Origin of the sequence: Kribbella sp. NBC_01505, from assembly GCF_045040285.1 — a bacterium.
GTDB lineage: Bacteria > Actinomycetota > Actinomycetes > Propionibacteriales > Kribbellaceae > Kribbella.
Genome location: NZ_CP109425.1, coordinates 1593801 through 1620655, shown reverse-complemented (window position 1 = coordinate 1620655; position 26855 = coordinate 1593801). Strand labels below are relative to the sequence as shown.

At 67.3% G+C, this 26855-nt stretch carries 34 protein-coding genes; 24 read left to right on the top strand and 10 right to left on the bottom strand.

Annotated features, from left to right (window positions below):
• Window positions 1-35 precede the first annotated feature (35 nt).
• The 6 genes from OG474_RS07270 to OG474_RS07245 all read left to right on the top strand — a co-directional run bounded on the left by OG474_RS07270 (window position 36) and on the right by OG474_RS07245 (window position 4625).
• Window positions 36-566: a GNAT family N-acetyltransferase gene (locus OG474_RS07270; RefSeq protein WP_405061437.1), complete on the top strand. Its 531-nt coding sequence runs from the start codon at window positions 36-38 to the stop codon at window positions 564-566.
• Between the two features lie 40 nt (window positions 567-606).
• Window positions 607-1683, top strand: a complete 1077-nt coding sequence (gene ychF / locus OG474_RS07265) for a redox-regulated ATPase YchF (RefSeq protein WP_405061436.1) — start codon at window positions 607-609, stop codon at window positions 1681-1683.
• Between the two features lie 256 nt (window positions 1684-1939).
• Window positions 1940-2254, top strand: a complete 315-nt coding sequence (locus OG474_RS07260; RefSeq protein WP_405061435.1) for a helix-turn-helix domain-containing protein — start codon at window positions 1940-1942, stop codon at window positions 2252-2254.
• The gene (locus tag OG474_RS07255; protein WP_405061434.1) at window positions 2251-3489 is read left to right on the top strand and encodes a type II toxin-antitoxin system HipA family toxin; all 1239 of its coding nucleotides are present in this window, start codon (window positions 2251-2253) and stop codon (window positions 3487-3489) included. Before OG474_RS07260 ends, OG474_RS07255 begins: the two co-directional genes overlap by 4 nt.
• 347 nt (window positions 3490-3836) lie before the next feature.
• Window positions 3837-4232, top strand: a complete 396-nt coding sequence (locus tag OG474_RS07250) for a VOC family protein (RefSeq protein ID WP_405061433.1) — start codon at window positions 3837-3839, stop codon at window positions 4230-4232.
• Between the two features lie 33 nt (window positions 4233-4265).
• Window positions 4266-4625, top strand: coding sequence for a DUF5984 family protein (locus tag OG474_RS07245; protein ID WP_405061432.1), 360 nt, complete (start codon window positions 4266-4268; stop codon window positions 4623-4625).
• On the opposite strand, the gene OG474_RS07240 is transcribed toward OG474_RS07245, so the two are convergent.
• Window positions 4594-4860, bottom strand: a complete 267-nt coding sequence (locus OG474_RS07240) for an SMI1/KNR4 family protein (protein ID WP_405064549.1) — start codon at window positions 4858-4860, stop codon at window positions 4594-4596. The genes OG474_RS07245 and OG474_RS07240 overlap by 32 nt on opposite strands.
• Window positions 4861-4982: 122 nt before the next feature.
• Here OG474_RS07240 and OG474_RS07235 point away from each other — a divergent pair, with 122 nt between their 5' ends.
• Window positions 4983-5498, top strand: coding sequence for a CbrC family protein (locus tag OG474_RS07235; RefSeq protein WP_405061431.1), 516 nt, complete (start codon window positions 4983-4985; stop codon window positions 5496-5498).
• 91 nt (window positions 5499-5589) lie between these two features.
• On the opposite strand, the gene OG474_RS07230 is transcribed toward OG474_RS07235, so the two are convergent.
• Complete coding sequence (locus tag OG474_RS07230) at window positions 5590-6543, bottom strand: helix-turn-helix transcriptional regulator (protein ID WP_405061430.1); 954 nt, start codon at window positions 6541-6543, stop codon at window positions 5590-5592.
• Window positions 6544-6605: 62 nt separating this feature from the next.
• Between OG474_RS07230 and OG474_RS07225 the strand changes: the two genes are divergently transcribed.
• From OG474_RS07225 to OG474_RS07210, 4 genes are read left to right on the top strand one after another with little or no spacing between them, the layout of a single operon-like run.
• Window positions 6606-7526: an ATP-binding cassette domain-containing protein gene (locus OG474_RS07225; RefSeq protein ID WP_405061429.1), complete on the top strand. Its 921-nt coding sequence runs from the start codon at window positions 6606-6608 to the stop codon at window positions 7524-7526.
• Window positions 7526-8281: an ABC-2 family transporter protein gene (locus OG474_RS07220; RefSeq protein WP_405061428.1), complete on the top strand. Its 756-nt coding sequence runs from the start codon at window positions 7526-7528 to the stop codon at window positions 8279-8281. The genes OG474_RS07225 and OG474_RS07220 overlap by 1 nt, the downstream gene beginning before the upstream one ends.
• Complete coding sequence (locus OG474_RS07215; protein WP_405061427.1) at window positions 8278-9063, top strand: ABC transporter permease; 786 nt, start codon at window positions 8278-8280, stop codon at window positions 9061-9063. The genes OG474_RS07220 and OG474_RS07215 overlap by 4 nt, the downstream gene beginning before the upstream one ends.
• Window positions 9064-9085: 22 nt before the next feature.
• A complete protein-coding gene (locus OG474_RS07210) occupies window positions 9086-9811 on the top strand; it encodes a class I SAM-dependent methyltransferase (RefSeq protein WP_405061426.1) in 726 nt (241 codons plus the stop codon).
• Here OG474_RS07210 and OG474_RS07205 read toward each other — a convergent pair.
• The gene (locus OG474_RS07205; RefSeq protein ID WP_405061425.1) at window positions 9798-10685 is read right to left on the bottom strand and encodes an aminoglycoside phosphotransferase family protein; all 888 of its coding nucleotides are present in this window, start codon (window positions 10683-10685) and stop codon (window positions 9798-9800) included. The two genes, OG474_RS07210 and OG474_RS07205, sit on opposite strands and share 14 nt — an antisense overlap.
• Complete coding sequence (locus tag OG474_RS07200; RefSeq protein WP_405061424.1) at window positions 10685-11335, bottom strand: LysE family translocator; 651 nt, start codon at window positions 11333-11335, stop codon at window positions 10685-10687. Before OG474_RS07200 ends, OG474_RS07205 begins: the two co-directional genes overlap by 1 nt.
• Window positions 11336-11467: 132 nt before the next feature.
• Between OG474_RS07200 and OG474_RS07195 the strand changes: the two genes are divergently transcribed.
• The 9 genes from OG474_RS07195 (at window position 11468) to OG474_RS07155 (ending at window position 18450) form a co-directional block, all read left to right on the top strand.
• Window positions 11468-11635, top strand: coding sequence for a hypothetical protein (locus OG474_RS07195; protein WP_405061423.1), 168 nt, complete (start codon window positions 11468-11470; stop codon window positions 11633-11635).
• An 85-nt stretch (window positions 11636-11720) separates the two neighbouring features.
• Window positions 11721-11897: a DUF5302 domain-containing protein gene (locus tag OG474_RS07190; RefSeq protein WP_405061422.1), complete on the top strand. Its 177-nt coding sequence runs from the start codon at window positions 11721-11723 to the stop codon at window positions 11895-11897.
• A gap of 126 nt (window positions 11898-12023) precedes the next feature.
• Window positions 12024-12725, top strand: coding sequence for a GntR family transcriptional regulator (locus OG474_RS07185; RefSeq protein WP_405061421.1), 702 nt, complete (start codon window positions 12024-12026; stop codon window positions 12723-12725).
• A gap of 298 nt (window positions 12726-13023) precedes the next feature.
• On the top strand, window positions 13024-14127 hold the full coding sequence (locus OG474_RS07180; protein WP_405061420.1) for a TIGR03364 family FAD-dependent oxidoreductase: 1104 nt from the start codon (window positions 13024-13026) through the stop codon (window positions 14125-14127).
• Window positions 14124-14792: a phosphonatase-like hydrolase gene (locus OG474_RS07175; RefSeq protein ID WP_405061419.1), complete on the top strand. Its 669-nt coding sequence runs from the start codon at window positions 14124-14126 to the stop codon at window positions 14790-14792. The genes OG474_RS07180 and OG474_RS07175 overlap by 4 nt, the downstream gene beginning before the upstream one ends.
• Before the next feature lie 11 nt (window positions 14793-14803).
• A complete protein-coding gene (locus OG474_RS07170; protein ID WP_405061418.1) occupies window positions 14804-15823 on the top strand; it encodes a 2-aminoethylphosphonate ABC transporter substrate-binding protein in 1020 nt (339 codons plus the stop codon).
• On the top strand, window positions 15820-16854 hold the full coding sequence (locus OG474_RS07165) for an ABC transporter ATP-binding protein (protein WP_405061417.1): 1035 nt from the start codon (window positions 15820-15822) through the stop codon (window positions 16852-16854). Before OG474_RS07170 ends, OG474_RS07165 begins: the two co-directional genes overlap by 4 nt.
• Window positions 16854-17669: a 2-aminoethylphosphonate ABC transporter permease subunit gene (locus OG474_RS07160; protein ID WP_405061415.1), complete on the top strand. Its 816-nt coding sequence runs from the start codon at window positions 16854-16856 to the stop codon at window positions 17667-17669. The genes OG474_RS07165 and OG474_RS07160 overlap by 1 nt, the downstream gene beginning before the upstream one ends.
• A complete protein-coding gene (locus OG474_RS07155) occupies window positions 17653-18450 on the top strand; it encodes an ABC transporter permease (RefSeq protein WP_405061413.1) in 798 nt (265 codons plus the stop codon). The genes OG474_RS07160 and OG474_RS07155 overlap by 17 nt, the downstream gene beginning before the upstream one ends.
• A gap of 129 nt (window positions 18451-18579) precedes the next feature.
• Here OG474_RS07155 and OG474_RS07150 read toward each other — a convergent pair whose 3' ends face one another.
• Together OG474_RS07150 and OG474_RS07145 are read right to left on the bottom strand one after the other, a co-directional pair.
• Window positions 18580-18996, bottom strand: coding sequence for an SRPBCC domain-containing protein (locus OG474_RS07150; RefSeq protein ID WP_405061412.1), 417 nt, complete (start codon window positions 18994-18996; stop codon window positions 18580-18582).
• Window positions 18986-19303 carry an ArsR/SmtB family transcription factor gene (locus OG474_RS07145; RefSeq protein ID WP_405061411.1) on the bottom strand — a complete coding sequence of 106 codons (318 nt, stop codon included), beginning with the start codon at window positions 19301-19303 and terminating at the stop codon, window positions 18986-18988. The genes OG474_RS07150 and OG474_RS07145 overlap by 11 nt, the downstream gene beginning before the upstream one ends.
• A 54-nt stretch (window positions 19304-19357) precedes the next feature.
• Between OG474_RS07145 and OG474_RS07140 the strand changes: the two genes are divergently transcribed.
• From OG474_RS07140 to OG474_RS07125, 4 genes are all read left to right on the top strand, one after another.
• Window positions 19358-20539 carry a cytochrome P450 gene (locus OG474_RS07140; RefSeq protein WP_405061410.1) on the top strand — a complete coding sequence of 394 codons (1182 nt, stop codon included), beginning with the start codon at window positions 19358-19360 and terminating at the stop codon, window positions 20537-20539.
• Between the two features lie 98 nt (window positions 20540-20637).
• Window positions 20638-21267 carry a DedA family protein gene (locus tag OG474_RS07135; RefSeq protein WP_405061409.1) on the top strand — a complete coding sequence of 210 codons (630 nt, stop codon included), beginning with the start codon at window positions 20638-20640 and terminating at the stop codon, window positions 21265-21267.
• Between the two features lie 59 nt (window positions 21268-21326).
• Window positions 21327-22139: a class I SAM-dependent methyltransferase gene (locus OG474_RS07130; RefSeq protein WP_405061408.1), complete on the top strand. Its 813-nt coding sequence runs from the start codon at window positions 21327-21329 to the stop codon at window positions 22137-22139.
• A 338-nt stretch (window positions 22140-22477) separates the two neighbouring features.
• Window positions 22478-23410: a hypothetical protein gene (locus OG474_RS07125; protein WP_405061407.1), complete on the top strand. Its 933-nt coding sequence runs from the start codon at window positions 22478-22480 to the stop codon at window positions 23408-23410.
• Here the strand turns inward: OG474_RS07125 and OG474_RS07120 are convergent.
• Genes OG474_RS07120 through OG474_RS07105 form a run of 4 tightly spaced genes read right to left on the bottom strand, consistent with a single transcriptional unit; the run spans window position 23407 to window position 26842 of the window.
• Window positions 23407-24231 (bottom strand): acyltransferase domain-containing protein, encoded by an 825-nt coding sequence (locus tag OG474_RS07120; protein WP_405061406.1) that lies wholly within the window; start codon window positions 24229-24231, stop codon window positions 23407-23409. The two genes, OG474_RS07125 and OG474_RS07120, sit on opposite strands and share 4 nt — an antisense overlap.
• A 46-nt stretch (window positions 24232-24277) precedes the next feature.
• Window positions 24278-24565, bottom strand: coding sequence for a 4a-hydroxytetrahydrobiopterin dehydratase (locus OG474_RS07115; RefSeq protein WP_405061405.1), 288 nt, complete (start codon window positions 24563-24565; stop codon window positions 24278-24280).
• Between the two features lie 10 nt (window positions 24566-24575).
• Window positions 24576-25967: an MFS transporter gene (locus OG474_RS07110; RefSeq protein ID WP_405061404.1), complete on the bottom strand. Its 1392-nt coding sequence runs from the start codon at window positions 25965-25967 to the stop codon at window positions 24576-24578.
• A gap of 17 nt (window positions 25968-25984) precedes the next feature.
• Window positions 25985-26842: an alpha/beta hydrolase gene (locus tag OG474_RS07105; RefSeq protein ID WP_405061403.1), complete on the bottom strand. Its 858-nt coding sequence runs from the start codon at window positions 26840-26842 to the stop codon at window positions 25985-25987.
• Window positions 26843-26855: the final 13 nt, after the last annotated feature.

The window sequence follows — 26855 nt, the reverse complement described above, 5'->3', positions numbered from 1 at the left end:
AAGGGAAGGGGCGAGGGGGAAGGAAGGGGATTGGGATGGAGCCGAAGGTGGTCTACGAGACGGACCGTTTGCTCGTGCGTGACTGGGCGGCCGCCGACGGTGACCGGGTGTTCGACATCTACCGGCGCTGGGAGGTCGCGCGCTGGCTCGGCGCGGACCCCAAGGTGATGACGGACCGCGACAGCGCGAACCGGGTGATCGACCGCTGGAACGAGCGGAACCAGGATCCGACGTACGGGATCTGGGCCGTGTACGAGCGCGCGACCGAGACCGTCGCGGGGACCGTGCTGCTCGTCCCGCTGCCGGATCCCTCGGACGGTACGGCCGGACGCGGCGAGGTCGAGGTGGGCTGGCACTTCCACCCCGACGCCTGGGGCCGCGGGCTGGCGACCGAAGCCGCGCGCGGCGCGATCGGGCACGGTTTCAAGGCCGGGCTGTCGCAGATCTACGCGGTCGTGCGCCCGGACAACGGCGCCTCCCTCGCCGTCTGCCGCCGGCTCGGGATGCGTTCACTGGGCCGTACTTCGCGCTGGTACGACGCCGAGCTGGAGTCGTTCCTGATCTGAATTGGGGTCATCACGCCCGACCCGCGTAGTCTTGACGCCCGTGGCACTCACCATCGGAATCGTCGGGCTCCCCAATGCGGGCAAGTCCACGCTCTTCAACGCGCTGACCAAGAACAACGTGCTCGCGGCGAACTACCCGTTCGCGACGATCGAGCCGAACGTCGGGGTCGTCGGCGTACCGGACCCGCGGCTGGACAAGCTCGCGGCGCTCTACAACTCCGCCAAGGTGATCCCGGCCACGGTGCAGTTCGTCGACATCGCCGGCATCGTCCGCGGCGCGTCGGAGGGTGAGGGCCTGGGCAACAAGTTCCTCAGCCACATCCGCGAGTCCGACGCGATCTGCCAGGTCACCCGGGTCTTCCGCGACGACGACGTCACCCACGTCGACGGCAAGGTCTCGCCGGCCGACGACATCTCCACCATCCAGACCGAGCTGATCCTCGCCGACCTGCAGACCGTCGAGAAGGCGATCCCGCGGCTGGAGAAGGAGACCCGCCTCAAGAAGGAGGCGGCCATCACCCTCGAGGCCGTCCGCGAGGCCCAGAAGCACCTCGAGGCCGGTACGCCGATCATCGCCACCACCGTCGATCGCGACGCGATCCGCGAGCTGATGCTGATGACCGCCAAGCCCTACCTGTTCGTCTTCAACTGCGACGCCGACGAACTGTCCGACGAGCCGCTGAAGCAGCAGATGCGCGACCTGGTCGCCCCCGCCGAGGCGATCTTCCTCGACGCCAAGTTCGAGGCCGAGCTGGTCGAGCTCGGCGACGAGGCCGAAGCCCTCGAGATGCTCAAGGAGATGGGCATCGACGAACCAGGCCTCGACGTCCTGGCCCGCGTCGGCTTCGACACCCTCGGCCTCCAGACCTACCTCACCGCCGGCCCCAAAGAAGCCCGCGCCTGGACCATCAAGGTAGGAGCCACCGCCCCCGAAGCCGCCGGCGTCATCCACACCGACTTCCAGCGCGGCTTCATCAAGGCCGAGATCGTCTCCTACCAGGACCTCCTCGACGCCGGCACCCTCGTAGCCACCCGCGCCGTAGGCAAGGTCCGCATGGAAGGCAAGGACTACATCATGCAAGACGGCGACGTAGTCGAATTCCGCTTCAACGTCTAACCCCCTCCGGCGTCCAAACGACACCGCCTCCGGCGGCGACTGTTCCATTGGCGCCTCCGGCGCAAGCACGCAACGCAGCCCCCGCCGAAGACCGGCGGAGCGCCGCCGGTCGCTGCCTGCGCACGACCTGAACGCCGACCGTCTCTGCGACTCGGGCCTGCTCGGTCTGTAGCTACCGACCTAGGTCGCTCCTGCCTTAATGACTGACACAGTCGTCATTAAGAGATATAGTGACGCACAGAGTCGGCATTAAGTGATGAGGTATCCCATGGCCAGTCGCTCCGAGCCTGCCAGGACTCGGCTCAGTGCCGAGCGTATTGGTGCGCACCTGACCACTTGGCGCAAGCTCCAGAGTCTGACGGCTGAGCAAGTCGCGGACCGAGCGGGGATCTCGAGAGATACCCTGCGTCGGCTGGAGAAGGGCGAGACCACTGTGGGGATCGCCGTGTTCCTCAATGTTGCTCGCGTCCTGGGAACCCTCGATCGCGTTGTCGAGGCCTTGGACCCCTATGAGACGGATGTGGGCCGCGCCCGCGCCGACACGGTCCTCCCGAAAAGGGTCAGGCCTTGAGCGACTCGGTCCTCGTGAGCGTCGAACTGGATGGCCGGACAGTCGAGGTCGGGACCGCATACTTCACGTACAGGCAAGGCGTGACCTCGACCTCATTTCGCTACGCCGAGGAGTACTTGGCGCGGCCGGGCGCCTACGCGATCGATCCCGCGATGCCGCTCCTGAAGGGCAACTACGCGCCGGCTGGATTGCCAGGTGCTTTCGCTGATTGCTCGCCTGACAGATGGGGCAAGAACCTTATCTCGAAGGCGATTCGTGCCCAAGCGCTGCGCGAAGCGCGAACGGTTCCTTCGGTGGGGGACGTCGACTACCTCTTGGGAGTCAGCGACCTGACGCGCCAAGGTGCTTTGCGCTTCCGTCAGGAAGCTGATGGCGATTTCCTCCATCAGGGTCTCAACGTCCCCAAGCTCATCGAGCTACCGAGACTGCTTCGAGCGGCAGATGTCGTGGCTCAAGACGCCGACGACCTGTCTGCCGTCAAAGATCTTCTCGATGCCGGATCCGGCTCGCTGGGAGGTGCGCGTCCGAAGGCTTCGGTCCGCGATGACAGGCGACTGCTCATTGCCAAGTTTCCTCACCACAGCGATGAGTGGGATGTGATGGGGTGGGAGAAGACTGCCCTGGACCTGGCTGAGCGTGCCGGAATCGACACCCCACATCGCGAGACAGCCGTGATCGACGGCAGAACAGTCCTTCTCCTGGAGCGCTTCGACAGAGACCAAGGGCGTCGCGTTGGATACATGAGTGCCATGACGATGGTCGAAGGACGGGACGGTAGCCCGGGTGACTATCTTGAGGTAGCTGAGACCCTGACCGAGTTCAGCTCGCGAACCAGTGAAGACCTGCACCAGCTATGGCGTCGGATCGTCTTCTCGATCGCGATTCACAACACCGACGATCATCTGCGCAACCACGGCTTCTTGCGGGACGGAGCGTCCGGTTGGCGCATCTCCCCGATCTTCGACGTGAATCCAAATCCGGACGGGGCCGCGCAACGAGTCACCGGGATCGGTGGAGCGCATCGGCGAGAGGACGAGCTCGACGGTCTCATAACCTACGCCGGATCGTTTCGTGTCACCACCGCTGATGCCCGGCAGATCATCCGTGACGTGCTCGACGCCACCGCTGACTGGCAACGTGTTGCTACCGGCAACGGAATAGCGAAGAGCCAGCTGCCTCGTTTCCACGACGCCTTCGAAGGCGTCAGAAAGCCACTGGGTGAGCTCATCCACTGAGCCCGGCACAGCCACCACACTCGAGGCCGCACCGGGCCGGCTGGTGTGCGCTCCGTCTATGAGGGCGGATCGCCGGCCCATCACAACTGGCTCCTTTCGCCGGTTGCCCGCCTTGGGTCATGGGTGGCGGGCGATTGTGATGGCGTGGGCGTTCGGTTGGTATGGCGGACCTGTGGCACTGATCAACTGGGCTCTGGGCGTTCGGTCGACGCTTGATTCAGCGTGGCGGATGGTCCGGGCAGGGGCTTGGTCAGTGGGGGCGGTCCGGGGTTGGGCGGGAGTTGGCCGGCTCAGGGGGTGACCCGCGTGAGCGAGGTCGGGAGCTTGGGGCGTGGCAGGGTGGGGGGATGGTTGCTGTGGTTCAGGTCAATCTTGTCGTGGGGGATCTCGAGCGGAGCCGTGCTTTTTATGCGGTGCTCGGGGTGACGTTCAGTGCTCGGAATCGGCAGGGGCAGGGGGCTGCTGAGGCTTGGGTGTCGACGAATACCGGTGTCACCATCGTGTTGCATTCGACTGCGTTTGCCGCTTGGTGGGACGAATCCGGGCCGCAACCGTCGGCAGGTGGCCCGCAGGTGGACTTCGAGGTGGAATCGGCGCAGCGGCTCGACGAGATCGTTGCCGAACTCGGGACTATGGGGGCGACGGTCGTCAAGGCGCCCGCGGAGATGCCGTGGGGGCAGCGGTTCGGGATCGTGCTTGATCCGGACGGTCATCGGGTCGGACTGAAGGCGGCTGCGCGATGAGGCGTCACGGTGGTCGGCTTCATAGGTCGAGCTTTGCGTCGGAGCGTCCGTCGTGCTGACGCCGATCCTTGCGACGGCATCAGCTGGTTCGACGCCGATCCGAGTCTCTACACCTCAGCTCCGGTGGGTGAGGTCACGGTCGGCTTCTCCGAGTTCATGAGCGCTATCGAAGAGTTCCACCAGAACCTGATGACTGCCATGCAAGCCCGAATCGCCGAGGTCGCTGCCGGCCCGCCGCCTGGTGTGGACATCGACTTTCCCTATCTGCACACCGAACAGGCCGACCGGGCCACCTGGCTGTCGCGCGCGCTGGCCGGTGCTCCAACCACGAACTGGGACATGGTCCGCGCGGGCGCGAACCTCATTCCTCGTCGTACTCGGACTCGTCCTTGAGGTTGGCGATGAAGGTCGCGAAGTCGGGCGCCAGCTTGGTGATTCTGTAGTCCACTTCCTGATCGATATGGACGACGCTTGGTTCGCCCGGGGTGCGGTAGTCGAGGGCGATCATGTCGTGCCCGGCCGACGGGCAGTTTGCGAAGTACACGCCGATATCGGGGTAGCCCCATTCGCTCTGCCAGAACTGGCTGTTGGTGTTCCCGCAGAGGCTGTAGTCGTGCGTCCGGCCGATGGCGTAGATCCCGCGACCATCGCGTCATCGGGCGGCGGCTCGAACGGCTCGCCCTTGAACAGTCCAGCGATCTCCAGCATCCCCAGAGGCTAACGGGTTGACAGGGCGCCGAGAATCGAGCCGTGACGTCGATTCCTTTCTTCCGCTACCACCCGGACCCGTTCGCCACCGGCTCCGCCGAGGCGAGTGACGCTGCCTGTGTCGTTTGCATCGAACGCACAGGCTTCCGGTACGTCGGCCCCGTTGTAGGCGGCAAGGCGGGTGACGTGTGCCTCGGCTGCATCGCCAGCGGTGCAGTGGGCGCGTTGACCGATCTCTGGGGCATACCGGACGGCGTACCCCTCGCCGTACTGGAAGAGCTCGAGCAACGCACCCCCAGCTACTACGCCTGGCAAGACACCCGCTGGCTCTTCCACTGCAACGACGGTGCCGCCTACCTGGGCCGAATCGGCTGGACCCAGCTCCAGCACGACCCCGCCGCCCTCGAGTCCCTCTATCAGGAGGCCCGCGAGTTCGGCGTTGACGAGGCCCAAGCCCACGATCGGCTCACCAACCTGACGCCCGACGGCGACCTCACCGCCTACCTCTTCGAATGCCTCCACTGCGCCACCCACCTCGCCTACTCCGACGCCAACTGAAGGTTGTGGAGTGGGCGGTACGGCGCGGATGGAACTTCTGGTTGCTGCCGGGCCGAACCGTTGGAGCGTGGTCGGTACGCATCGCCCGGCGCTACAGATTTGCCGACTGGTGCAGGTTTTTGAGGGACTGGGCGGCGTTGGCTACTGCGGTTGTCAGGGCGGGTGGGGAGAGGGCTATGGCGGCGCCGGCTTGGGATAGGACGGCGGCGGTGGCTTCGGTGGGGTTTTCGAGGTCGGTGTGGAGGATCCACCAGCCGTTGGTGGTGGGGAGGGGTGGGGCGGTGGGGTGGAAGCGGCGGAGGGCTTCTTCGCGGACTTGGAGGACTACGGGGTAGGAGGGGCGGGTGGCGCGGAAGGCTTGTTGGGACTGGGACCAGTGGGTGGCGAGGTCGAAGCCGGGTGGGCGGGTGAAGGTGTCGGGGGTCAGGGTGGCTGAGGTCAGGCGGCTGAGGCGGTAGGTGCGGAGGCGGCCGTCGGTGCGGGCGGCGATCAGGTACCAGGTGCGGTTCTTGGCGACGAGGCCTAGTGGGGAGATGGTGAAGGGCTCGTCGGCGTGGGTGGATGCGATGTCGTAGGTGATGGACAGGTTGCGTTCCTGCCAGACGGCTTCGCGGCAGAGGTCGAGCCAGCGCGGGGTTTCGCGGCGGTCGTCCCAGCCGGCGTGGTCGATGAGGAGGCGTTGGCGGGCGTACTCGGCGTCGCGGCGGGAGGCGTCGGGGAGGGTGGCGATCAGTTTGAGGACGGCCTGGTCGGACGAGGCGTCGAGGCCGAGGTCGGCGAGGACGTGGGCGGTGGCGCCGACGAAGACGGACATCACTTCGGACGGTGTGAGCCCGGTGAGCCGGCTGCGGTAGTCGGGGAGCAGGGACCAGCCGCCGCCGCGGCCGCGGGTGGCGTAGACGGGGACTCCGGCGAGGCTGAGGGCGTCGAGGTCGCGCTGGACGGTGCGGTGCGAGACGTCGAGGGCGGCGGCCAGGTCGGCGACTGTGCAGCGGCCGCGGGTCTGCAGCTGGAGGAGGAGCCGGAGGAGCCGTTCCGCGCGCATGGGTCGAACTATGCCAGCTAAATAAGACATCAGTTGGGATGTTTTGTCCCTACGGTCGCGGGATGACTGTTGTCGAAGTGGATGAGCTCGCCATGTCCTACCGCGCTCCGGTGCGCAAAGGCGGCCTGCGGGCGGCGCTGGGTTCGCTGGTACGCCGCGAGTACAAGACCGTGCAAGCCCTCGATCAGGTGTCCTTCACGATCGAGAAAGGTGAGGTGGTCGGCTTCATCGGGCCGAACGGAGCCGGCAAGACGACCACCATGAAAATCCTGTCCGGCATCCTGCACCCGTCCGCCGGCCGGGTCACCGTCCTCGGCGACACCCCGTGGCAGCGGCGGTCCACATTCCTGAAACGGATCGCATTTGTGCGCGGCAGCCAGCCGGTTGGCGGTTCGCAGGAGCTGACGGTGATGGACAGCCTCGAGTACCAACGGCTCCTGTACGACGTCGCGCGCCCCGACTTCCGCCGTACCCTCGACGAGCTCCAGGAGCTCCTAGACCTGCAACTGGATCGTCAACTCCGCGCGCTCAGCCTCGGCGAACGGATGCGGGTCGGGCTCGCGATGGCGCTGATCTACCGGCCCGAGGTGCTGTTCCTCGACGAGCCGTCGATCGGTCTCGACGTGACCGCGGGCAGCCAGATTCGCGAGTTCGTCGCCGATTACGTGCGGACGACCGGCGCCACCGTGCTGCTGACCAGCCACTACATGGCCGACGTCGCGTCCCTTTGCCCGCGGCTGATCCTGATCGACCAGGGCAAGATCGGGTACGACGGTCCGCTCGCCGAACTGTCCGCCCGGCTCTCGCCGTACAAGCTGATCCGCATCACCACGCGGGACGGCGTACAGGACCTGCGCGTGCGCCGGGACGAGGTCGCGCAGACCACGGCCAGGCTTCTCCAGAACGGTGATGTCATCGACCTGGCCGTCGAGGAACCGCCGCTGGAGAAGGTCATCGACCAGGCCTACCGGGAAGGCGTGTGATGAGAACGCTGACCCTGCTCACGTTTCGCATCCGGCAACAGGTGCTGGAGTGGTCCGGCGCCTGGTGGTTCCTGCTCACGCTCGTCGTCCAGGCCGTCATCGCCCCGCTGATCGGCCTGTTCATCTGGTCCGCGGTCTACCCGGATGATCCGTCCATCAAGACGTACTACGTCGCGATCATCCTCGTCACGCTGATGACCGAGTCGTTCGAGCAGCACACCTTCTCCAACCGCGTGTACGACGGAACGCTCAGCCACGAACTGCTTCGTCCGCAACCGGTTGTCCTCGGCATCATCGGCGAGAACCTCGCGATCCGCGGCTGGCTGACGTTGCTCGGGGCACCGATCGTGCTGGTGACCGCGCTCGCCCTGCACACCACCTTCTCCTGGCGATCCGTGCTGCTGGCGATCCCGGGGATCGCGTTGGCCGCCGTACTGATCTTCCTCTTCACGTTCCTGCTCTCGCTGACCGCGTTCTGGACCGACCGCGTGCACTCGGTCGTTGCCTTCGGCAGCCAACTCGGTTTCCTGCTCGGCGGTACGGCGGCTCCGATCGCGCTGCTGCCCGACGGCTGGGCCCGGGTCGCCGAGGCGCTGCCCTTCTACGGCATGCACGGGCTGCCGGCGGAGATCGCGGCGGGAAGCCGGTACGACGGTTCGCTCGGCTATCAACTTGGTTGGGTGGTGGTTCTGGTGGTGGCGGTCGCGGCAGTTTGGCGAGCCGGCGTCCGGCGGTACACGGCGGTGGGATCGTGAAGCTGCTGCGCCTGCTGGGAGCGGGCTTCTCGATGTCACTGCGCCGGAGCGTGGCGTTCCGGATCAACCTGGTCTTCGACGTGATCCTCGCGTTCACAGGCCTCGGTACGACGATCGCCGCCGTCCTGATCGTGTTCACCCGCACCGAGACCATCGGCGGCTGGTCGAAGGCGGAGTTCCTGGTGCTGATCGGGACCTACGAACTGATCACCGGCCTCCGGGCCGCGTTCATCGATCCGAACCTCTCGTGGTTCCCGGACAACGGGATTCGCAACGGCAAGCTGGACTCGTACCTGCTGCAGCCCGCACCGAGTCTGTTCCTCGCGAGCCTGTCGCTGTCGTCGCCGCTGGCCCTGATCGAGTGTGCACTCGGCGCGGTGGTGCTCGGCTGGGGCATCGGTACGGCGCCGGCGAACCCGACCGCGGACGGCGTGCTGAGCTGGCTGGTGCTCACCGCGGCTGCGCTCGTGGTCACGTGGGCGCTGAGTGTGCTACTGGCCTGCCTGGCGTTCTGGGCTCCGAAGCTGCAGCTCGACGTGTTCTACCACTCTGCGTGGCAGCTCGGCCGCTATCCGACGGATGTATTCGCCAAGCCGATTCGGTTCGCACTGACATATGTGTTCCCACTGGCGCTGATCGCTGCGGTGCCGTCGTCGGCGTTGCTCAACGGCGCCGGACTGGCACAACTAACCGGTTGGTTGCTTATCGCGGTGGTCGCGGCCGGGCTGGCCGGCCTCGCCTGGCGCGCCGGGCTCCGGCGATATACAGGTGCGACCTCGTAACGCAGCGGCTAGCCTCGCGCTCATGGCCGACGACTTGTTCGCGGTCCCCCGGCTGGCAGCGGTGTACGACGCCCTGGAGCCGGCGGTCCGCGACGACCTGGAACCGTACGCGGCGATGGTGACCGAGTTCGGCGCCGAGCGCGTCCTGGACGTCGGCTGCGGAACCGGCGAGCTCGCCTGCCTGCTGGCCGGGCGAGGCATCGACGTGATCGGCGTCGACCCAGCAGCGGCCTCACTAGAGGTTGCCAAGGGCAAGGAGTTCGCGGATCGGGTGCGCTGGATCCACGGTGACGCGACCACGCTGCCTCCACTACAGGTCGACCTGGCCGTGATGACCGGGAACGTGGCGCAGGTCTTCCGCACCGACGATGAGTGGTCGGCAACAGTGGCCGGTATCCGGGCGACGTTGAAGCCAGGCGGCCGCTTCGTCTTCGAGACCCGGGACCCGGCAAACCGGGCCTGGGAGCAATGGGCGGAGTGGACCCGTGAGACGACCTACCGGGAGATCGTGCTCCCGAGCGGCGAGACAGTGGCGAACTGGGGCGAGCTGACCCGGGTCGAGTTGCCGTACGTGAGCTTCCGCGGCACATACACCTTCAGCTCCGACGGCGCCGTACTCACCTCGGACTCGACGCTGTGGTTCCGCGAGCGGGACGAAGTGTCGCTGGACGGCTTCGTGGTCGATGAAGTGCGGGACGCGCCGGACCGGCCGGGCGCGGAGTTCGTGTTTGTCGCTAGACGGCAGTGAGTAGGGCGGCCAGCGTGTGATGGGCGGTGCGAGACATGACGGGGTTCGTCTCGACGTAGTACCAGAGACAACCGATCGCTTGGGCAAACGCCCAGCCCATCCCGCGCCGCCACTCCGCGTCGTCGCTGGCGAGCGCCGTACGGAATGCTTCTCGTGCGACCGGATCCAGCAGATTCCAGGCGGGCTGCAAGTCCATCGCCGGGTCGGAGACGGTGAACGTACCGACGTCGATCACGCCGGCCAGCCGGCCGTCCGCGGCCAGCAGGTTCCCCGGCATCAGGTCGCGATGCGTCCAGACGTCGGCCTCGGTCCGCGGCGTCTCTCGCAGCGAGGCCCATAGCCGGGCGAGCGCCTCGACGTCGATCAGATCGCGACTACGCTCCAGCCCATCGGCGACGGACTCGTCCTGGGAGGCGAGCAGCCCACCGCGCCAAGCGCCGGTGAACACCCGCCCCTCCGTTGGTTCGGCACGGAGCGCCAGCACGAACCGCGCCAGGTCCGCAGCGAAAGACATCGACCCGGCAACATCCGCGTCGTACGCCGTCGTCCCGTCCAGCCAGGTGTAGACGGCCCACGGCAGCGGGTAGCCGTCGCCCGGCTCGCCGAGCGCGATCGGCAGGGGAGTCGGGTACGGCGAGATCGCGTGCAACCGGCGAGCCGCCTCCGCCTCGTCCTCGAGCTCCCGGCGAACCCGCGTGGGCCCGCCGGGCTGGAGCGGGAACCGCGCGACGTACCGATCGCCGATCCGGAACAGCGCGTTCACCGTCCCATGCGACGGAACCGCGCGCACGCCGTACTCGGACCACTCCGGGAACTGCGCCCGGATCAACCGCTCAACGAGCGGGACGGTGACCTCCAGTTGGCCGGCGTGCATCAGGTGGTGGCCAGCGGGCGAGCACGCTCGGTGGCGAGGCGGACGGCGAACACGGCGAGCGCCGTACCGGTCAGGTAGCGGTGGATCCGCATCCAGGTCGGGCGCCGGGTCAGGAACACCGCGATCGAGCCGGCGGTGATGATGAAGACCGCGTTCATCGCGACGCCGACCACGAGCTGCGTCAGGCCCAGGATCAGGCTCTGCAGACCGAGGTGGCCGCGACCCGGATCCAGGAACTGCGGGAGCAGCGAGATGTAGAGGATCGCGATCTTCGGGTTCAGCAGACAGGTCAGCAGACCCATGCCGAAGAGCTTGCGGGGGCTGTCCGGTTCCAGCTCCTGGGTAGCGAAGACCGAGCTGCCGCCCGGGCGGAGCGCGTTCCAGGCGAGCCAGAGCAGGTAGGCGGCACCGGCGAACTTCAGCACGATGTAGATCTCCGGGACCAGCGCGAACAGCGTCGCGAGCCCGGCGCTTGCCGCCAGCAAGTACACCAGGAATCCGACTCCGACCCCGGCCAACGACGTCAGCCCGGCCCGGCGGCCCTGGGCGATCGACCGCGAGACCAGATAGATCATGTTCGGCCCCGGCATCACCACCAGCCCGAGCTCCACCAGCGCGATTCCCAGCAACGCCTCACCACTCACCGGCATACCGGCTCCTCTCTCGGATAACGTCCGAAAGACACGCCGACCACGTACCTCAGGTCTTCGGACGTTGTGGAATTTATCAGCGGGCGGGGCGGGGGTGGCGGGGATTTTCGCCTGCTGGGATACCTTGCGGGGATGGGTGAGCAGGAGTGCATGCGGTGCGGGAAACCGGTCGAGGGGAGCCGGGACGACTACGAGATCTTCGAGCGCATGCACTGGGACTGCTTCCATTTCGCGTACGAGCACGATCTGAACGGGCCCGTCGCGGAGGATGCCGATTGCGTCAGCCGGGATGTCCGGTGACCGCCTGACGGTATTCCGGTCGCTCACGGTCCGCAGACTCGGATAACGTGGCCCCGTAACGCCTGACGGTTTGAAGGAGACGGTTATGAGCGAAGGCACCAGCAAGCCGGCGGACGATCTGCAGAAGAAGTTCCGGGAAGCGTTGGAGAAGAAGAACGCCAACCATGCGGCACACCCCGGGTCGGGGAACCGCAAGGAGGGCGTCGGCGAGGCCCACAACGACAAGCAGAAGCGCCAGTTCCGGCGCAAGTCCGGCAGCTGAGATCCGCCAACTGTCCATCCATCCGAAGGAGCCCCGGGTTGCCGCCCGGGGCTCGACCCTTTTCCGGGGCCTGTTCACGGCCCGGTACGGCGGCCTGGTGGCGCTGCGGATCGCTATCCTCGGCGGGTGAGTGTCCCGCTGCATTACGTGGTCAAGACCCGGCTGATCGAGTTGGTCGAGGAGCTGGGGGAGGGTGCCGGCCTGCCCCCGGAGCGGGTGCTGGCCAAGGACTTCGGGGTGTCGCGGTGGACGATGCGGCAGGCGATCCGGGAGCTGATCGCGGACGGACGGCTCCGGGCCCGGCAAGGGCAGGGCACGTTCGTCGCGACGCCGAAGATCATCCAGCCGCTGGCGCTGGTGAGCTACACCGAGGCCCTGCGGGCGCAGGGTCACACCCCGGCGCGTGAGGTGGTCAAGTTCGACGAGATCCCGGCGGACGACGTACTGGCCGAGCAGCTGGCGGTCGCTCCGGGGGATTCGGTGTTCGAGCTGGAGCGGGTCCTGTCCGCGGACGGGCAGCCGATCGGGCTCGAGACGACGTACCTGTCGGTGGCGCGTTTCCCGACCTTGCGTGACGTCCTCGATCCGACCGGCTCGCTGTACCGCTGCCTGACCGATCAGCTCGGCGTGGTCTTCGGCGAAGGCGAGGAGCTGGTCGAGACGGTGATCGCGAGCCCGCGCGAAGCCGACCTGCTCAAGGCGACCCAGCAGCTGCCGATGCTCCTCCTGCACCGCCAGACCCGCGACACCGACGGTCACACCATCGAGGTCGTTCGCTCCCTCTACCGAGGCGACCGCGTCGGCTTCCGCGCCACCCTCCGCCCGTAACCCCGACGCCGCGATCGACCGCTTTGCGCGGATCTACTGTCGCTCCGTGGCAGTAGGTCCCCGCAGACCTCGCCGTTTGGGGCGGTTCAGGGGGTTTGAACAGGAATCGGTGGCCTTGGACAGGTCATAACTTGTTCAAGCCCTCCACCCGGTGTCCAAACCCCCGGCAGTTGGCGCCACCCGCTGGCGGGGTGGGGGGAAGTGTTTGGTTGGGGTTCACCGGGTGGTTGCTTGCGACGTACGCTCCCTTCATTGGTCCGGACCAATCTGGATGCAGGTCGAGACGAGGGAGACGCTGGTGCGAGTGGTTGTGGTGGGTGGCGGTGTGCTGGGGACGATGCATGCGCGCGAGGCGGTACGGCGGGGGCACGAGGTGCTGCAGATCGAGCGGGAGGCCGAGGCTCGGGGTGCGAGTGTGCGGAACTTCGGGCTCGTCTGGGTCAGCGGCCGGTCCGACGGTGCCGAGATCAAGTGCGCGCAGCGGGCTCGTGACCTGTGGGCCGGGGTCTCGGGGATCAGCTTCCGGCCGAGCGGTTCGCTCACGGTCTGCCGGACGGAGGAGGAGCTGGCCGTCGCCAAGGAGGCTGCGGCTCGGCCCGACGCGGCGGAGCGTGGCTTTCAGGTGCTGGACGCGGAGCAGACCCGCGACCGCAACCCCGCGTTGCGCGGCGCCTTGTTGGGTGCGTTGTGGTGTGAGCGCGATGCGATCGTCGAGCCCCGCGAGGTGCTCCCGGCGCTCCGCCAAGAGCTCGAGAAGTCCGGGCGCTACCAGTTCCTCGGTGGGAGAGAGGTGCGGACCGTCGACAGTGGCGAGATCACCGACGACCACCACGAGACGCACAGCGCCGACCTGATCTTCCTCTGCACCGGCGCCTGGCACAGCGGCCTGATCCGCGAGCTCACCGAAGACCTTCCGGTACGGCGCGTCCGGCTGCAGATGATGCAGACCGAACCGCTCGGCGTGCAACTGACCACGGCGGTCGCGGATGCGGACAGCTTCCGGTACTACCCGGCGTACGGCGGTTCCGCGGTCGAGGCTTTGGAGCCGCAGGCAACTATCGCGCAGCAGCACGCGATGCAGCTCCTGATGGTCCAGCGCACGCACGGCGGTCTGACCATCGGCGACACCCACGAATACGCCGAGCCGTTCAACTTCGACGTTCAGTCCGACCCGTACGAGTATCTGACCCAGACCGTCGAGGACATCCTCGGCCGCCCGATGCCGAAGATCACCCGGCGCTGGGCCGGCGTCTACTCCCAGGCGACCGATCCGAGCGGCGACGGCATCGTCGTACGGCGGGAGGTCGCGTCCGGCGTCCACCTCGTCACCGGTCCCGGTGGCCGCGGCATGACCATGTCCCCGGCGATCGCCGAGATGAGCTTCGAGGAGATCGACCGATGATCCAGCTGGCAGTTCTCGACATGGCCGGTACGACGGTCGCCGACGACGGACTGGTGGAGCGTGCCTTCACCGCCGCGATCGGTGCCCAGGGCATCGAATCCGGCAGCCCGGAGTACGACCGGATGCTCGACCACGTCCGCGCCACCATGGGCGAGTCGAAGATCACCGTCTTCCGCGCGCTGCTCACGGACGAGGAAGCGGCCCAGCAGGCGAACAAGGCCTTCGAGACCGCGTACGGCGCTCTCGTCGACGACGGTCACTGCGCGCCGATCGAGGGTGCGGAAGACGCGATCCGGCAGCTGCGGGACGCGGGGATCAAGGTCTGCCTGACCACCGGGTTCGCCCAGACCACGCAGCAACGCATCCTGTCCGCCCTCGGCTGGCGTGAGCTGGCCGACCTGACTCTGTGCCCGGCCCAGGCCGGCCGCGGCCGACCGTATCCGGACATGGTTCTGAAAGCCGTCCTGGATCTGAAAGCTGACGCGGTGGCGAACGTCGCCGTGGTCGGCGACACCGCGTATGACATGACGACGGGGATCGCGGCCGGTGCCGGGATCGTCGCCGGCGTCCTCACCGGTGCCCATGGCAAGGATCAGTTCCAGGCCGCGGGTGCGACGCACGTTCTTCCGTCGGTCCGGGATCTACCGGGCCTACTCCTCTCCTGAAGGTCGGAACAGTGAAGCTCAAGACCCTGCTCGCCGCTGCTCTCATCACTGCTGTTGCCGCCGGATGCGGTGGCACCGGCGCTGCCTCAACTCAAGGTGCCAAGACCGTCACCGTCTACACCGCCGACGGCCTGGCCGATTGGTACAAGACCCGCTTCGAGGCGTTCACCGCGAAGACCGGGATCAAGGTCCAGACCGTCGAGGCCGGGTCCGGCGAGGTCGTCTCCCGGCTGGCCAAGGAGAAGTCGAATCCGCAGGCCGATGTCGTGGTCACCCTGCCGCCGTTCATCCAGAAGGCGTCCAAGGACGGCCTGCTGCAGAAGTACGCCGTACCGGGGAGTGAGCAGGTCAAGAGCGTCAAGGCCGACGACTACGTCGCGGTCGCGGACAACTACCTGTGCTTCATCGCCAACAAGCAGGCCGGTACGCCGAAGACGTTCGACGAGCTGCTGGATCCGAAGTTCAAGGGCAAGCTGCAGTACTCGACTCCGGGGCAGGCGGGCGATGGAACCGCTGTCCTGCTTCTGCTGCAGCACGTGCTCGGCAAGCAGGGCGCATTCGACTACCTGCACAAGCTCGAGGCCAACAACGTCGGCCCGTCCGCGTCGACCGGCAAGCTGCAGCCGAAGGTCAGCAAGGGCGAGCTGTTGGTTGCCAACGGCGACGTTCAGATGAACCTCGCGTCGATCTCTGTCGACAAATCAGCATTCGGCATCTTCTTCCCGGCCGGCCCGGACGGCAAGAAGGTCACGCTGTCGCTGCCGTACGTGATGGGCCTGGCGACCGGTGCGCCGAACTCTGATGGGGGCAAGCAGTTGATGGAATACCTTCTGACCTCGGAAGCCCAGCAGACGCTGGCCAGTGACGCCTTCGGTCTGCCGGCCCGGTCGGATGTGAAGCCGACCGACGCCAACTTCCAGGCTGTGCAGCAGTCGATGACCGGCGTCGAGGCGTGGTCGCCGGACTGGACCGCCGTACTGACGGACCTTGATGCGGATGTCTCCGCCTACACGAAGGCTGTTCAGGGATGACTGTCCAGCTGGACGACGTCTCGGTGCACTTCGGCCGGACGCTTGCGCTGGAAGGGCTGAGTCTGACAGTGGCGGCCGGTGAAACGGTCGCCCTGCTCGGGCCGTCCGGCTCGGGGAAGTCGACCGCGTTGAAGGCCGTGGCTGGGTTCGTCCGGCCGAGCAGTGGGCGGATTCGGCTTGCTGGGCAGGACGTCACGGATCTCCCGCCGGCGAAGCGGGGGATCGGGGTGGTCGTTCAGCAGTACGCGCTGTTTCCGCACTTAAGAGTTGCGGACAACGTGGCCTTCGGGCTGCGGGCCGCCCGGAAGCCGAAGGCCGAGGTGGCGAAGCGGGTGGCGGACATGCTCGCGATGGTCGGCATGACGTCGTACGCGAAGAGGTTCCCGCGCGAGCTGTCCGGTGGGCAGCAGCAGCGGGTCGCGATCGCGCGGGCGCTGGCGATCCAGCCGAAGGTGCTGCTGCTCGACGAACCGTTGGCCGCGCTGGACGCACAGTTGCGCGCCGACATGCTCGGCGAACTACAGAAGCTCCGGCGCGAGGTGCCGGACGTGGCGATCGTCTATGTCACGCACGACCAGTCCGAGGCGCTCGCGCTCGCGGACCGGATCGCGGTGATGCGGGACGCCCGCCTGGTCGACATCGCCCCGGCCGCCGAGCTCTACGCCACCCCGCCGACCGCCTTCACCGCATCGTTCCTCGGTGGTGCAAACCTGTTGCCAGTGGAAACGTCCGGCGAGGATGTGAAAGTGGCCGGCCATGTGTTGCCGGGCGTGCGGTCGACACCGGGCAAGGAGCTGCTCTGTATTCGCCCCCATGCGATCCGGCTCGGTGCTGAAGGCGTTCCGGTACGTGTCATCGCGACCCAATGGCGCGGCTCGTCCAACCAGCTGACGTGTACGGTCGACGGTCTGCCCGACGTGTCCGTGCGGATCGATCTGCCGGCTGACCGCCAGGTCCCGGCGCTCGGTGCGCACGTGTCGATGGTGCTGCCGGCCGAGGCCTGCAGCCTGGTCCCCGCGGACCGCCGCTGATGGCCGTCGAAACCCTCAGTACGACGATTGTCGTCAGCAACCAGCCGCGGGGCGAACGCCGGTGGTTGTGGCTGATCCCTCCGGTGCTGCTGATCGCCGTACTCGTTGTCTACCCACTGGTGCTGGTCGCGGTTGAGTCGGCGCCGGCTTGGGGCGACGTACTCGGGTCGGTCGAGTTCCGCGATGCGCTGGTGCGGACCGTGCAGGTCGCCGTCTGCTCCACGATCGGCTGCCTCTTGGTCGGGACGTTCCTCGCCGTGGTGATCAGCTTCGTACCGTTCCGCGGGGCGCGGCTCGTCGCCAGCCTGGTGGACACGATGCTCGCGCTCCCGTCGTTCCTGGTCGCGCTGTCCTTCACCTTCATCTACGGTACGGCGGGGATCCTGCGGACCGGTGGATTCCTCACCACCCCGTGGGCCGTCGTACTGGCCGAGATCACCTTCTACACGCCGTTCGTGATGCGGCCGTTGCTGGCGGCAATGAGTCGGTTGCCGCGGGCCCAGTTGGATGTGGCCGCGAGCCTGGGCGCCGGGCCCTGGCGGGTACTGCGCCAGGTCGTGCTGCCCGAGGTTCGTCCGGCGATGGTTGCCGGTGGCAGCTTGACGCTGTTGCTCACCCTGAACGAGTTCGGCATCGTGCTGTTCCTCGGTGCGAAAGGCACGACCACGTTGCCGATGCTCGTGCACACCAAGGGCATCGTGATGTTCGACTATCCGGCCGCGTGCGCGATCGCCGTCGTACAGATCGTTCTGTCCCTTGGCCTGTATGCAGTCCTGCGCAAGGCTCTCGGAGGTCGTCGTGCTCGTCTGGACTAAGCCCGGCAAGGCACTCACGTGGATCGCATTCGCGGTTGTGTTCGGTGTCCTCGTGCTGGCGCCGTTCGTGGTGGTGATCGCTGCCGCCTTCGCGGGCACGTGGAACGGCGTACTGCCGTCGAACCCGACGGCCAGTCACCTGCAAGAAGCGCTGTCCGGTGACGAGCTCGCGTCGCTGTCCGTCAGCCTGCAGACCGCGTTCCTCGGCGGACTCCTCGCCGTGGTGGTCGGCACCTGGGGCGCACTCGCAGCTCACGGCGCACCCGGCCCGCTAGCGCGAGTAGCGGATGCGTTGCATCACCTGCCGATCGCCGTGCCGTCGGTGGTCGTCGGCCTCGGGCTGCTCGTCGCGTTCTCCCGCGAGCCGATCCTGCTCAACGGCACCAAGTGGATCGTGGTGATCGCGCACCTCGTCCTGATGGTTGCCTTCAGCTACGGAACGGTCGCCGCCGCCTTGCAGCGCGTCGATCCCTCGTACGCCGATGTCGCCGCCTCGCTCGGCGCCGCCCCGGCGCGGGTGTTGTGGCAGGTCCGTCTCCCGATGCTCCGCCCCGCCATCGCCTCCGCCGCCGGACTCTCGGTCGCGCTGTCGATGGGCGAGGTCGGCGCCACGGTCATGGTCTACCCAGCCTCCTGGCGCACCGTCCCGGTCAGCATCTTCGCCCTCTCCGACCGCGGCCAGACCTTCACCGCCGCAGCCGAAGCCCTCGTCCTCCTCGTCGCCACCGTCCTGGTCGTCTTCACCCTCGACCGGCTACGGGGTCGAGCGGTAGAGCACTAACCCCGCCTTGAGCACCGTTCGACCATGTGGAGTCCGCCGGAATGGTTGATGCGTGCTCAAGGCCGCTGGGGGCGCGCGCTTTGAGCACCGTTCAGTCACGTGGGGGCTGTTGGAATGGTTGAGGGGTGCTCAAGGCGTGGGGAGGAGTAGAGCAGTGAGGCGTTCGATCTCGGGGTCCCAGCCGAGCTGGTGGTTGGCGGCGTCCTCGGCGGTGGCGAAGCCGGTGTGGCTGAGAACCATCAGGGTGCCGTCGGCAACCTCGGACAGGTCGACCTGCACGCGGGTCGGCTCGTCCGGGGCCGAGTCCCAGGTCCAGCTGAAGACCAGGCGGTGCGGCGGCTCGACCTCCAGGTAGTTGCCGCGCACAACATGTGGACCCATCTCGACGACGTACTCGCCACCGACCTGCACGTCGGCCTGCACCTTCAGCTCCAGCTGAGGATTGGGGCAGTACCACTGCATCAACAGCTCGGCCCGGGTCCAGGCGTCGTACACCCTGCCGATCGTCGCCGACAGCACCCTTTCGATCCGGATCTCAGTCTCCATCATTGTCCCCTCGCAAGAGTTCTTCCAGTCGATCGACTGTGCTGTTCCAGTACGCCGTCAGGTCGTCGAGCCAGCGCTCCATCTCGGAGAGCGCCTCGGGCCGCAGCGTGCAGACCATCGTCCGCCCGACCCGCCGCCGGCTCACCAGGCCGGCCTCGACGAGCACCCCGACGTGCTTGGTCATCGCCGGCGGCGTGATCCGGTGCGGCTCGGCCAACTCGCCCATGGTCGCGTCGCCGCGGCTCAGCCGCCCGACGATCGCCAGCCGGGTCGGATCCGCGAGCGCTCCGAAGGTCGTTGTCAGCACTCCGACACTTCACCAAATGGTGAAGTGTTCTGTCAAGACCGTAGGCTTGTTCAGGTGACGCAGCCATTTCTTCTGCCCAAGGGATCTGCCCGCCAGCAGGGGTTCGCCGAGCTCGCCGCTCAGGGCCCGATCAGCCGCCTGACCCTGTTCACCGGCGTACCGGTCGTCCTCGTGACCGGGTACGCCGAGACGCGGGCCCTGCTCGCGCATCCGGACGTGATCCGGTCGAGCATGGAGGGTCCGCATCGTGACTTCCTGACCGAGGAGCAGGTGCGGTGGACCGACCGGCACATGCTGCTGATGAACCCGCCGGACCACACCCGGCTGCGCAAGCTTGTCACCGCGGCGTTCACCCGGCGCCGCATCGACGAACTGGAGCCACGGATCCGCGAGATCGCGGGCGAGTTGCTGGACGGGATCGAGGCCGTCGGTGATGGCGCGGACCTGGTCGACCTGTTCAGCTACCCGCTGCCGGTCACGGTGATCTGCGAGCTGGTCGGCATCCCGGTCGAGCACCGCGAGTCGTTCCGGACCTGGTCCTCGGTGGCGGTCAACGCGCCGATGCACACTCCGGACGAGTACATCGAGGCCAGCGGGCAGATCGTCGCGCTCATCCAGGAGCAGATCGCGATCAAGACCAAGGAGCCGGCCGACGACCTTCTGTCGGCTCTGGTTGCGGTCCGGGAGGACGGCGACCGGCTGAGCGAGGAAGAGCTCACCTCGATGATCTTCCTGCTCATGTCGGCCGGTCACGAGACCACGGTCAACCTGATCACCAACGGCACCTACGCCCTGCTCGAGCACCCCGACCAGCTCGCGCTGCTGCGCTCGGAGCCGGAGCGGCTGCCTGCGGTAGTGGAAGAGACACTCCGGTACGACGGCCCGCTGCAGGTGACCGTCCCGTACTTCGTCGGTGCGCCGATCGAGATCGCCGGTGAGCGGCTCGAGGCGGGGGAGGTGCTCGTGTTCGCGCTGCTGCCGGCCAACCGCGACGGCCGCAAGGTCGACCGGCCGGACGAGTTCGACATCACCCGGCCCGACTCCGCGCACCTCGCCTTCGGTCACGGCATCCACCACTGCCTCGGCGCTCCGCTGGCCCGGCTGGAGGGCCGGATCGCGCTGGAGATGCTCTTCGACCGCTTCCCGAACCTCCGGCTGGCCGACCCGGACGAGGAGCCGGATCGCCCGCCGGGCTTCCTGCTCAACGGCATCCGGACACTGCCCGTTCTGTTGTGACCACCGGCAGTGGCTGCGGTTGAACAGCGTATGAACCGACGTCGAATGACAGCGGTGGGATTGTGGGTCCCTTGCCCAGACCTGGCATCCTGGGCCGGGTGACCGACATCCTGGAACTGGCGAGGCATCTGCTGGGCGTGGCCATGGCTTCGCACTGGCTGCTGCTGATCCTCTTCCTGGCCGCCGCGATCGACGCCGTCTTCCCGATCGTTCCGAGCGAGGGAATGGTCGTCACGGCCGGCATGGCCGCGGCCGCCGGCCACCAGAACCTGCTGCTCGTGATCGTGGTCGCGATGGTCGGTTCGGTCATCGGCGAGAGCGCCTGTTACTTCCTGGGCCGCGGTTCCGGCCCCCGGCTGCACCGCTGGATGAAGCGGCAGGAGCGGCGGCAGCAGCTCTACGACAAGGTCTCCGGCGCGCTGCACAGCCGCGGCGGCCTGATCCTGATGACGGTCCGCTACATCCCCGGTGCCCGGATGGTCGCCACCCTGACCGCCGGCGCGACGCGGTACTCGTTCAAGAAGTTCGTCGTCTTCACCTTCGCCGGCGTCACGATCGCCTATACGTACGTCGCTCTGCTCGGCTACCTCGGCGGTGACGCGTTCGAGCACGACTCGCTCAAGGCGCTCGCCTTCAGCCTCGGGCTCGCCTTCGTGATCGGGCTGGTGATCGAGACGTCCCGCCGGGTCAGCAACCGGCGTCGCGCCGCCAAGCTCGCCGCGAGCTGACTTCCACGCTACGCTACTTTCATAAACTTCTGAAAGTTGTGTAGACCTGGGGGTCTCGCATGGAGCAGGTGCACTTCACCCAAGAGAAAGAAACCATGCTCGGCACGCTCTACGGCCGGGCCCTGGACGCCCGGCGGGCCGATCCGATCCTGGGCGACACCGCGGCCGACGAGGCCGTGCGGCGCATCGACTACGACTTCAGCCGGCTCGGCCTGGGCCAGGACGGCGCCACCTCGGTGGCGATCCGGGCGCTGACCATCGACAACCTGGCCAAGGCCTGGCTGGTCGACCACCCGGATGCCTGCGTCCTGCACCTCGGCTGTGGCATGGACACGCGGGTCTCGAGGCTCGACCCGCCGCCCACGGTTGCCTGGTACGACGTGGACTATCCCGAAGTGATCGCCCTGCGGGAGCGGCTCTATCCGGCCCGCCCGAGCTACACGATGATCGGCTCGTCGGTCACCGACTTCGACTGGTTGGACCAGGTTCCCGCCGACCGCCCGACGCTCGTCGTCGCCGAAGGTCTCACCATGTACCTGATGCCCGAGGCCGGCGGAGAGCTGGTACGACGCCTGGCCGAGCGGTTCCCGTCCGGCCGGCTCGTCTGCGACATCTTCAGCAACTTCGGGGTCAAGGCCCAGGCGATCAATCTGGTGGTCCGTCGGACGAACGCGAAACTCCACTGGGGCATCGACGACCCCCGCGAACTGGAGCGCTATGGCCTGCGCCTCGTCTCCAGTCTGGACGCTATGCAGTGGGCTTCGCCGGACGTGATCGCCCGGCTGCCTCTCGGGGCCCGGCTGGCGTTCCGCTTCGTCGGAGTCATTCCTCCGGTACGGCGGATGAGCCGGATCTGCGAATGGGACTTCTGAATATCACAGCGGATTAACGATCGCCGGGTGGGTTTTCGCAGCACTGCGTGTCCCGTCCCAACCTCTGCTGCCCGGCATGCGTCAGTAGAGGTGTGGTGAGGCCTGCAGTGAATCTCGTTGCCGCCGCTGTGGTCGTGGCGGCGGTGGTGGTCGGGTGTGCGGACGTTGCCCCCAACGGGCAACCAGCCCCGAGCCAATCAGGCACGACTCCCAGCGCTACGCCGACGCAGACTCCTTCGCGAACGCCATCGGCAACGCCTTCGCCGACCCCAACGCCTTCGCAGACCCCGACTCCCACTCCGACGCCATCTGGTCCGCCCGGGATCGCCGCGGCTCCGGTGACGCGGTCCTTCCCGGCGAAGCTGTCCAACGGCAAGCCGCCGCTGTTCCTGGTCGTCTCCTTCGACGGTGCCGGGGATCTCGCGCTCTGGCACCACTGGCGGACGGTGGCCAAGCAGGTCGACGCCCGGATGACGTTCTTCCTCTCCGGCCCTTACCTGTATCCCGCGGATCACCGCACCGACTACAAGCCGCCCTTCCACAATCCCGGTGCGTCCGACATCGGCTGGAGCACCCCGTCCAACGTCGCGGCGCGGACGACGATCCTCCGCGAGGCGATCGCCGAGGGCCACGAGATCGGCACCCACGTCAACGGTCACTTCTGCGGTCCGAAGGGCGTTGGCGACTGGACCACTGCTCAGTGGACCGACGAGCTGAACGCTTTCGACCAGATGGTTCGCACCGGCCCCGGGCTCGCGGCCGGCACGACGGTCCATGCTCCGTTCGACCCTGCCACGGTCAAGGGCATGCGGACACCGTGCCTGGAAGGCAACAGAGCGGCGTACCGGCGGGCGATGAACGCGCGCGGCATGCTGTACGACGCCTCGGCCACCGGCTACATCAAGTGGCCGACGAAGGTCGACGGGCTGTGGAACTTCCCGCTGCAGGACGTCACGCTCGCGGGGACGAGCAAGAAGACGCTGACGATGGACTACAACCTCTGGTACGCCCAGACCAAGGCCCGGACCGCGCCGGCCGCCAAGGTGCGGCAACTGCGCGAGCAGGTGCTGGCGACGTACCGGCAGGCGCTCGCGCGGTCGCGGGCGAAGGGCAATCCGCCGCTGTTCCTCGGCAACCACTTCAACCGCTGGAACAACAGCGTCTACTCGGATGCGCTGACGACGTTCGTCACCGAGACCTGCAAGCAGCGTGACGTCCGGTGCGTCAGCAACGTCGAGCTGGCCAGCTGGTTGGCGAAGTACCGGCCTTAGAACTTGCTGTAGCCGCTGGCGTTCTGCCAGGTGCCGCCCTGTTTGATCCGGCCGACCACGAGCCGCTGCAGGCTGGTGTCCTGCGGGAACTCGTCCAGCCGGCCGAGATCGTGGCTGCGGAAGGTGAAGAAGATCGCGCTGTCCTGGCTGTCGGTCGGTGTCCCGTACGGCGTGAACCGGCGACCGAAGCGGACCATGTTCGACTCGGGCGGCAGGTTGTCGAGCAGGTACGGATCGAGCAGCCAGGAGTTCAGCGTCAGGGTCTTGATCGGGTACTCCGTGAAGTACCGCGCGAAGAACTCGCGGGCCTGCGCGATGCTCGCGTCGACGAGCTCCGGCGTGATCGGCCCGGACTCGGGGATGTGGACGCCGAGCACCCACTCACCCGGCTCGGTCCCCGGCACCGGCTTGTCCTCGGTGACTTGGTAGAGCATGTACTGCAGCCGTCCGAGCGCGTAGATCTGACCGGCCCAGTGGATTGTCAGCCACCAATGCGTTGCGAGTCCGTACACGCCGTGCGTCCGTCGGCTGACCTGCAACTGCAGCCCGAGATCGGCCAGGGTCGCCCAGCTGATGTCGTCGGGGATCCCGCGCTCCGCGTGGTACTTCCGGATCTCCGGGACCGTCTCCAGTAACGCCGCGACGGTGTTGCGGGTGTCCTCGGGCATCCGCAGTTGCGGCTCGGTGCCCTGATGGCCGACGCCGGCCCGCAGTTGGGTGACGAGGTCCTCGACGGCGGCCGGATCAGCCGCGAACTTCTCGGCGTCCTCCCGGTCCTCTTCGGAGAATCCCAGCAGGCGGTACTCGTCGACGGAAGTCACCCGGCAACGGTAACCGATGTACGCAGTGCCTATTTCTTGTGGAACTTTATTCGGCCGCGGTGTCGATGTGGTGCGCGAGCACCAGGTCGTCCTCGGTGATGCCGCCCGCGTCGTGGCTGGTGACCCGGAAGGTGATCTTGGTGTAGCGGATGTCGATGTCCGGGTGGTGGTTCGTCGCCTCGGCCAACTGCGCGACGGTGGCGACCAGGCGGATCCCGTCCAGGAAGGTGTCTCGCTCGACGGTCCGCACCAGCGTCTTGTCCACGGCCTTCCACAGCGGGATCAGGTCGCGGAGCGCGAGATCGATCTGGTCGTCCGTGAGCAGCTCAGCCATGCGGGTCACTCTAGACCTTCTGGCGCACCCGTCCGGCACACAGCAGTGCGAGAGCTGCCAGTACGGCGCCTGTGCTGACGATCACGCCGAATACCCACGGCTGCGGGTTCTCGGCGTTCAGAGCCAGCAGGGTGCCGGTGACGGCGACTGTGGTCGCGATGCTCATCACTGCGGCCATCTGGGACGCACTGGCGTTGCGGCCGGAGTTACCGGAGTCGGATAGGTCGAGCGTCAGCACGGAGAGGCTCGACCAGCTGAGTCCCATGCCGATTCCCGCGAGTGCCCAGCCGGACAGTCCGAACCAGACGGATGCGTCGGTCCAGGCCAGCAGTGAGGTGACTGCGATGCCCACTGTCATCAGTGCGAGTCCAGCGCGCAGCACGGTGACGCGTTGGAAGCTGTGTTCACGTCCCTGCAGCCAGGAACCCAGCGCCCAGAACACTCCGGTGACTGACAGGCTCACACCGGCTTTGGATGGGCTGTAGTGGTGCTGCAGGGTGAGCAGCAGCGGCAGGTAGACACTGACGCCAGTGAAGGCGGCACCACCGAGCCCGCGCACTGTGACCACTGCTGGGAAGCCACGCTGGGCAAAGAACGCGCCACGCGGCAGCACTCGGACGGCCGCAACGGCCAGGACGACAAGCGCGACGACGATCACCGAGCCGCCGAGGATCCGATGTGCGCGCAGGTGATCACCGGTCAGCGTCAACGTGAACAGTGCGATCGAGATCGCGGCCGCCCACGGCAGCGCCGTACGCCAAGCGGCCAGTTCGGCGAGGTGCTCGGCGGTGCGCTCCGGCTCTGGTGTCTGTTGCGCCTGCCGGATCGCCGGCTGCAGCAGGAGCCACGTCGGGATCAGCAAGACCACAGCGCCCAGGAACACCCACCGCCAGCCGAAGTGCTCGGTGACGACTCCGGTCAGCAGTGGTCCGAAGATCGAGGGCAGCACCCACATCGCCGAGATCAGCGACATCATCCGCGGTCGCAGGGCGACGGGCAGGGTGCGGGCCACCAGCACGAGCAGGGATATATCGATCAGGCCCTCGGAGATCCCGCTCAGCACCCGGCCGGCGATCACCATCGGCATCGCCACCGCGAACCCGACCAGCAACTGGGCCAGCCCGAACGTGATCGCACCCAGCCGCAGCGCCTGGAGCGGTCCGTGCCGATCCGACCAGAGTCCGGCGATCGCCAGTGCGAACACGAAGCTCGCGTTCGGAGCCGCGTTGGCCAGCCCGAAACTACCGAGCGCGTCGAACTCGTGCACCATCGTGGGCAACGCCGTACCGACGGCTCGGTTCTCGAGGGCGCTCAGGGTGACGAGGCCGATCACCCCCAGCGCGAGCGGCAGGTACGGACCGCTGAAGAGCCGGGGGACGGTCGTCGACGGGGCTGCGGTCATCCCGTCATCCTCGGGGTTCAAGCGGACTTGAGGTCAATTCCGGCCAGGATGTCGACGGTTCGCTCCGGCTGGTAGATGAAGCCGGCGTGGCTGACGTCGAGGGAGTGGACGGTGTACGGGTTGTCCGGCGTGAGCTCGTCGCCCTCGCGGATCAGCATGTCCTGGGCCGCGATCGGCATCGCGAGATCCGCGGTGAGGCGGACGTAGGTGCGCGGGACCGTGCCCCAGGTGGCGGCGTCGGCGCGGGCGTCACCCATCATCACCTGCAGCGACTCGTCCGGCTGCATGTGGTTGAGGAAGGCAAGGAACTGTTCGTCGGTGACGTCGGCCAGGACCGCAGCCTTCAGGGTCTCGAGCAGTCCCTTGTCGGCGGTTCGGTAGTTGGCCCGACCGGCTCCGACCACCTCCGGGTCGCCGATCGACAGCCCGGCCACCTGCGGCAGCAGGCTCTCGTCGAACTCGGGGCCGGTGTACTCGATCGGGTTCCGTTGCGAGACCGGCGCCCAGGCGGAGATGTAGACGAGGTGCGCGACAAGCTCCGGTGCCTGGTTGGTCAGCGCGGTGATCGTCACGCCGCCGAGGCTCGCGCCGACCAGGACGACCGGTCCGCGCTCGGCGAGACGCCGTACGGCGGGTAGGAGGCTGTCGACGTTGTCCTGCAGCGTGACCGTGGCCAAGGTGGACGGCTCGGTCGCCCAGCTGTCGAGGTCCTGGGGAGCCAGGTAGGAGACCGGGTACTGCGCGTCGAGGCCGTGGCCGGGCAGGTCCGCGGCGTACGAGAGCAGGCCGCGGAGCGCGAACTCACGCTGGATCGTCGTCCAGAAGAACGAGTTGCTGCCCGAGCCGTGGACGAGGACGTAGGTCGGAGTACTCATGCCGTTATTTTCG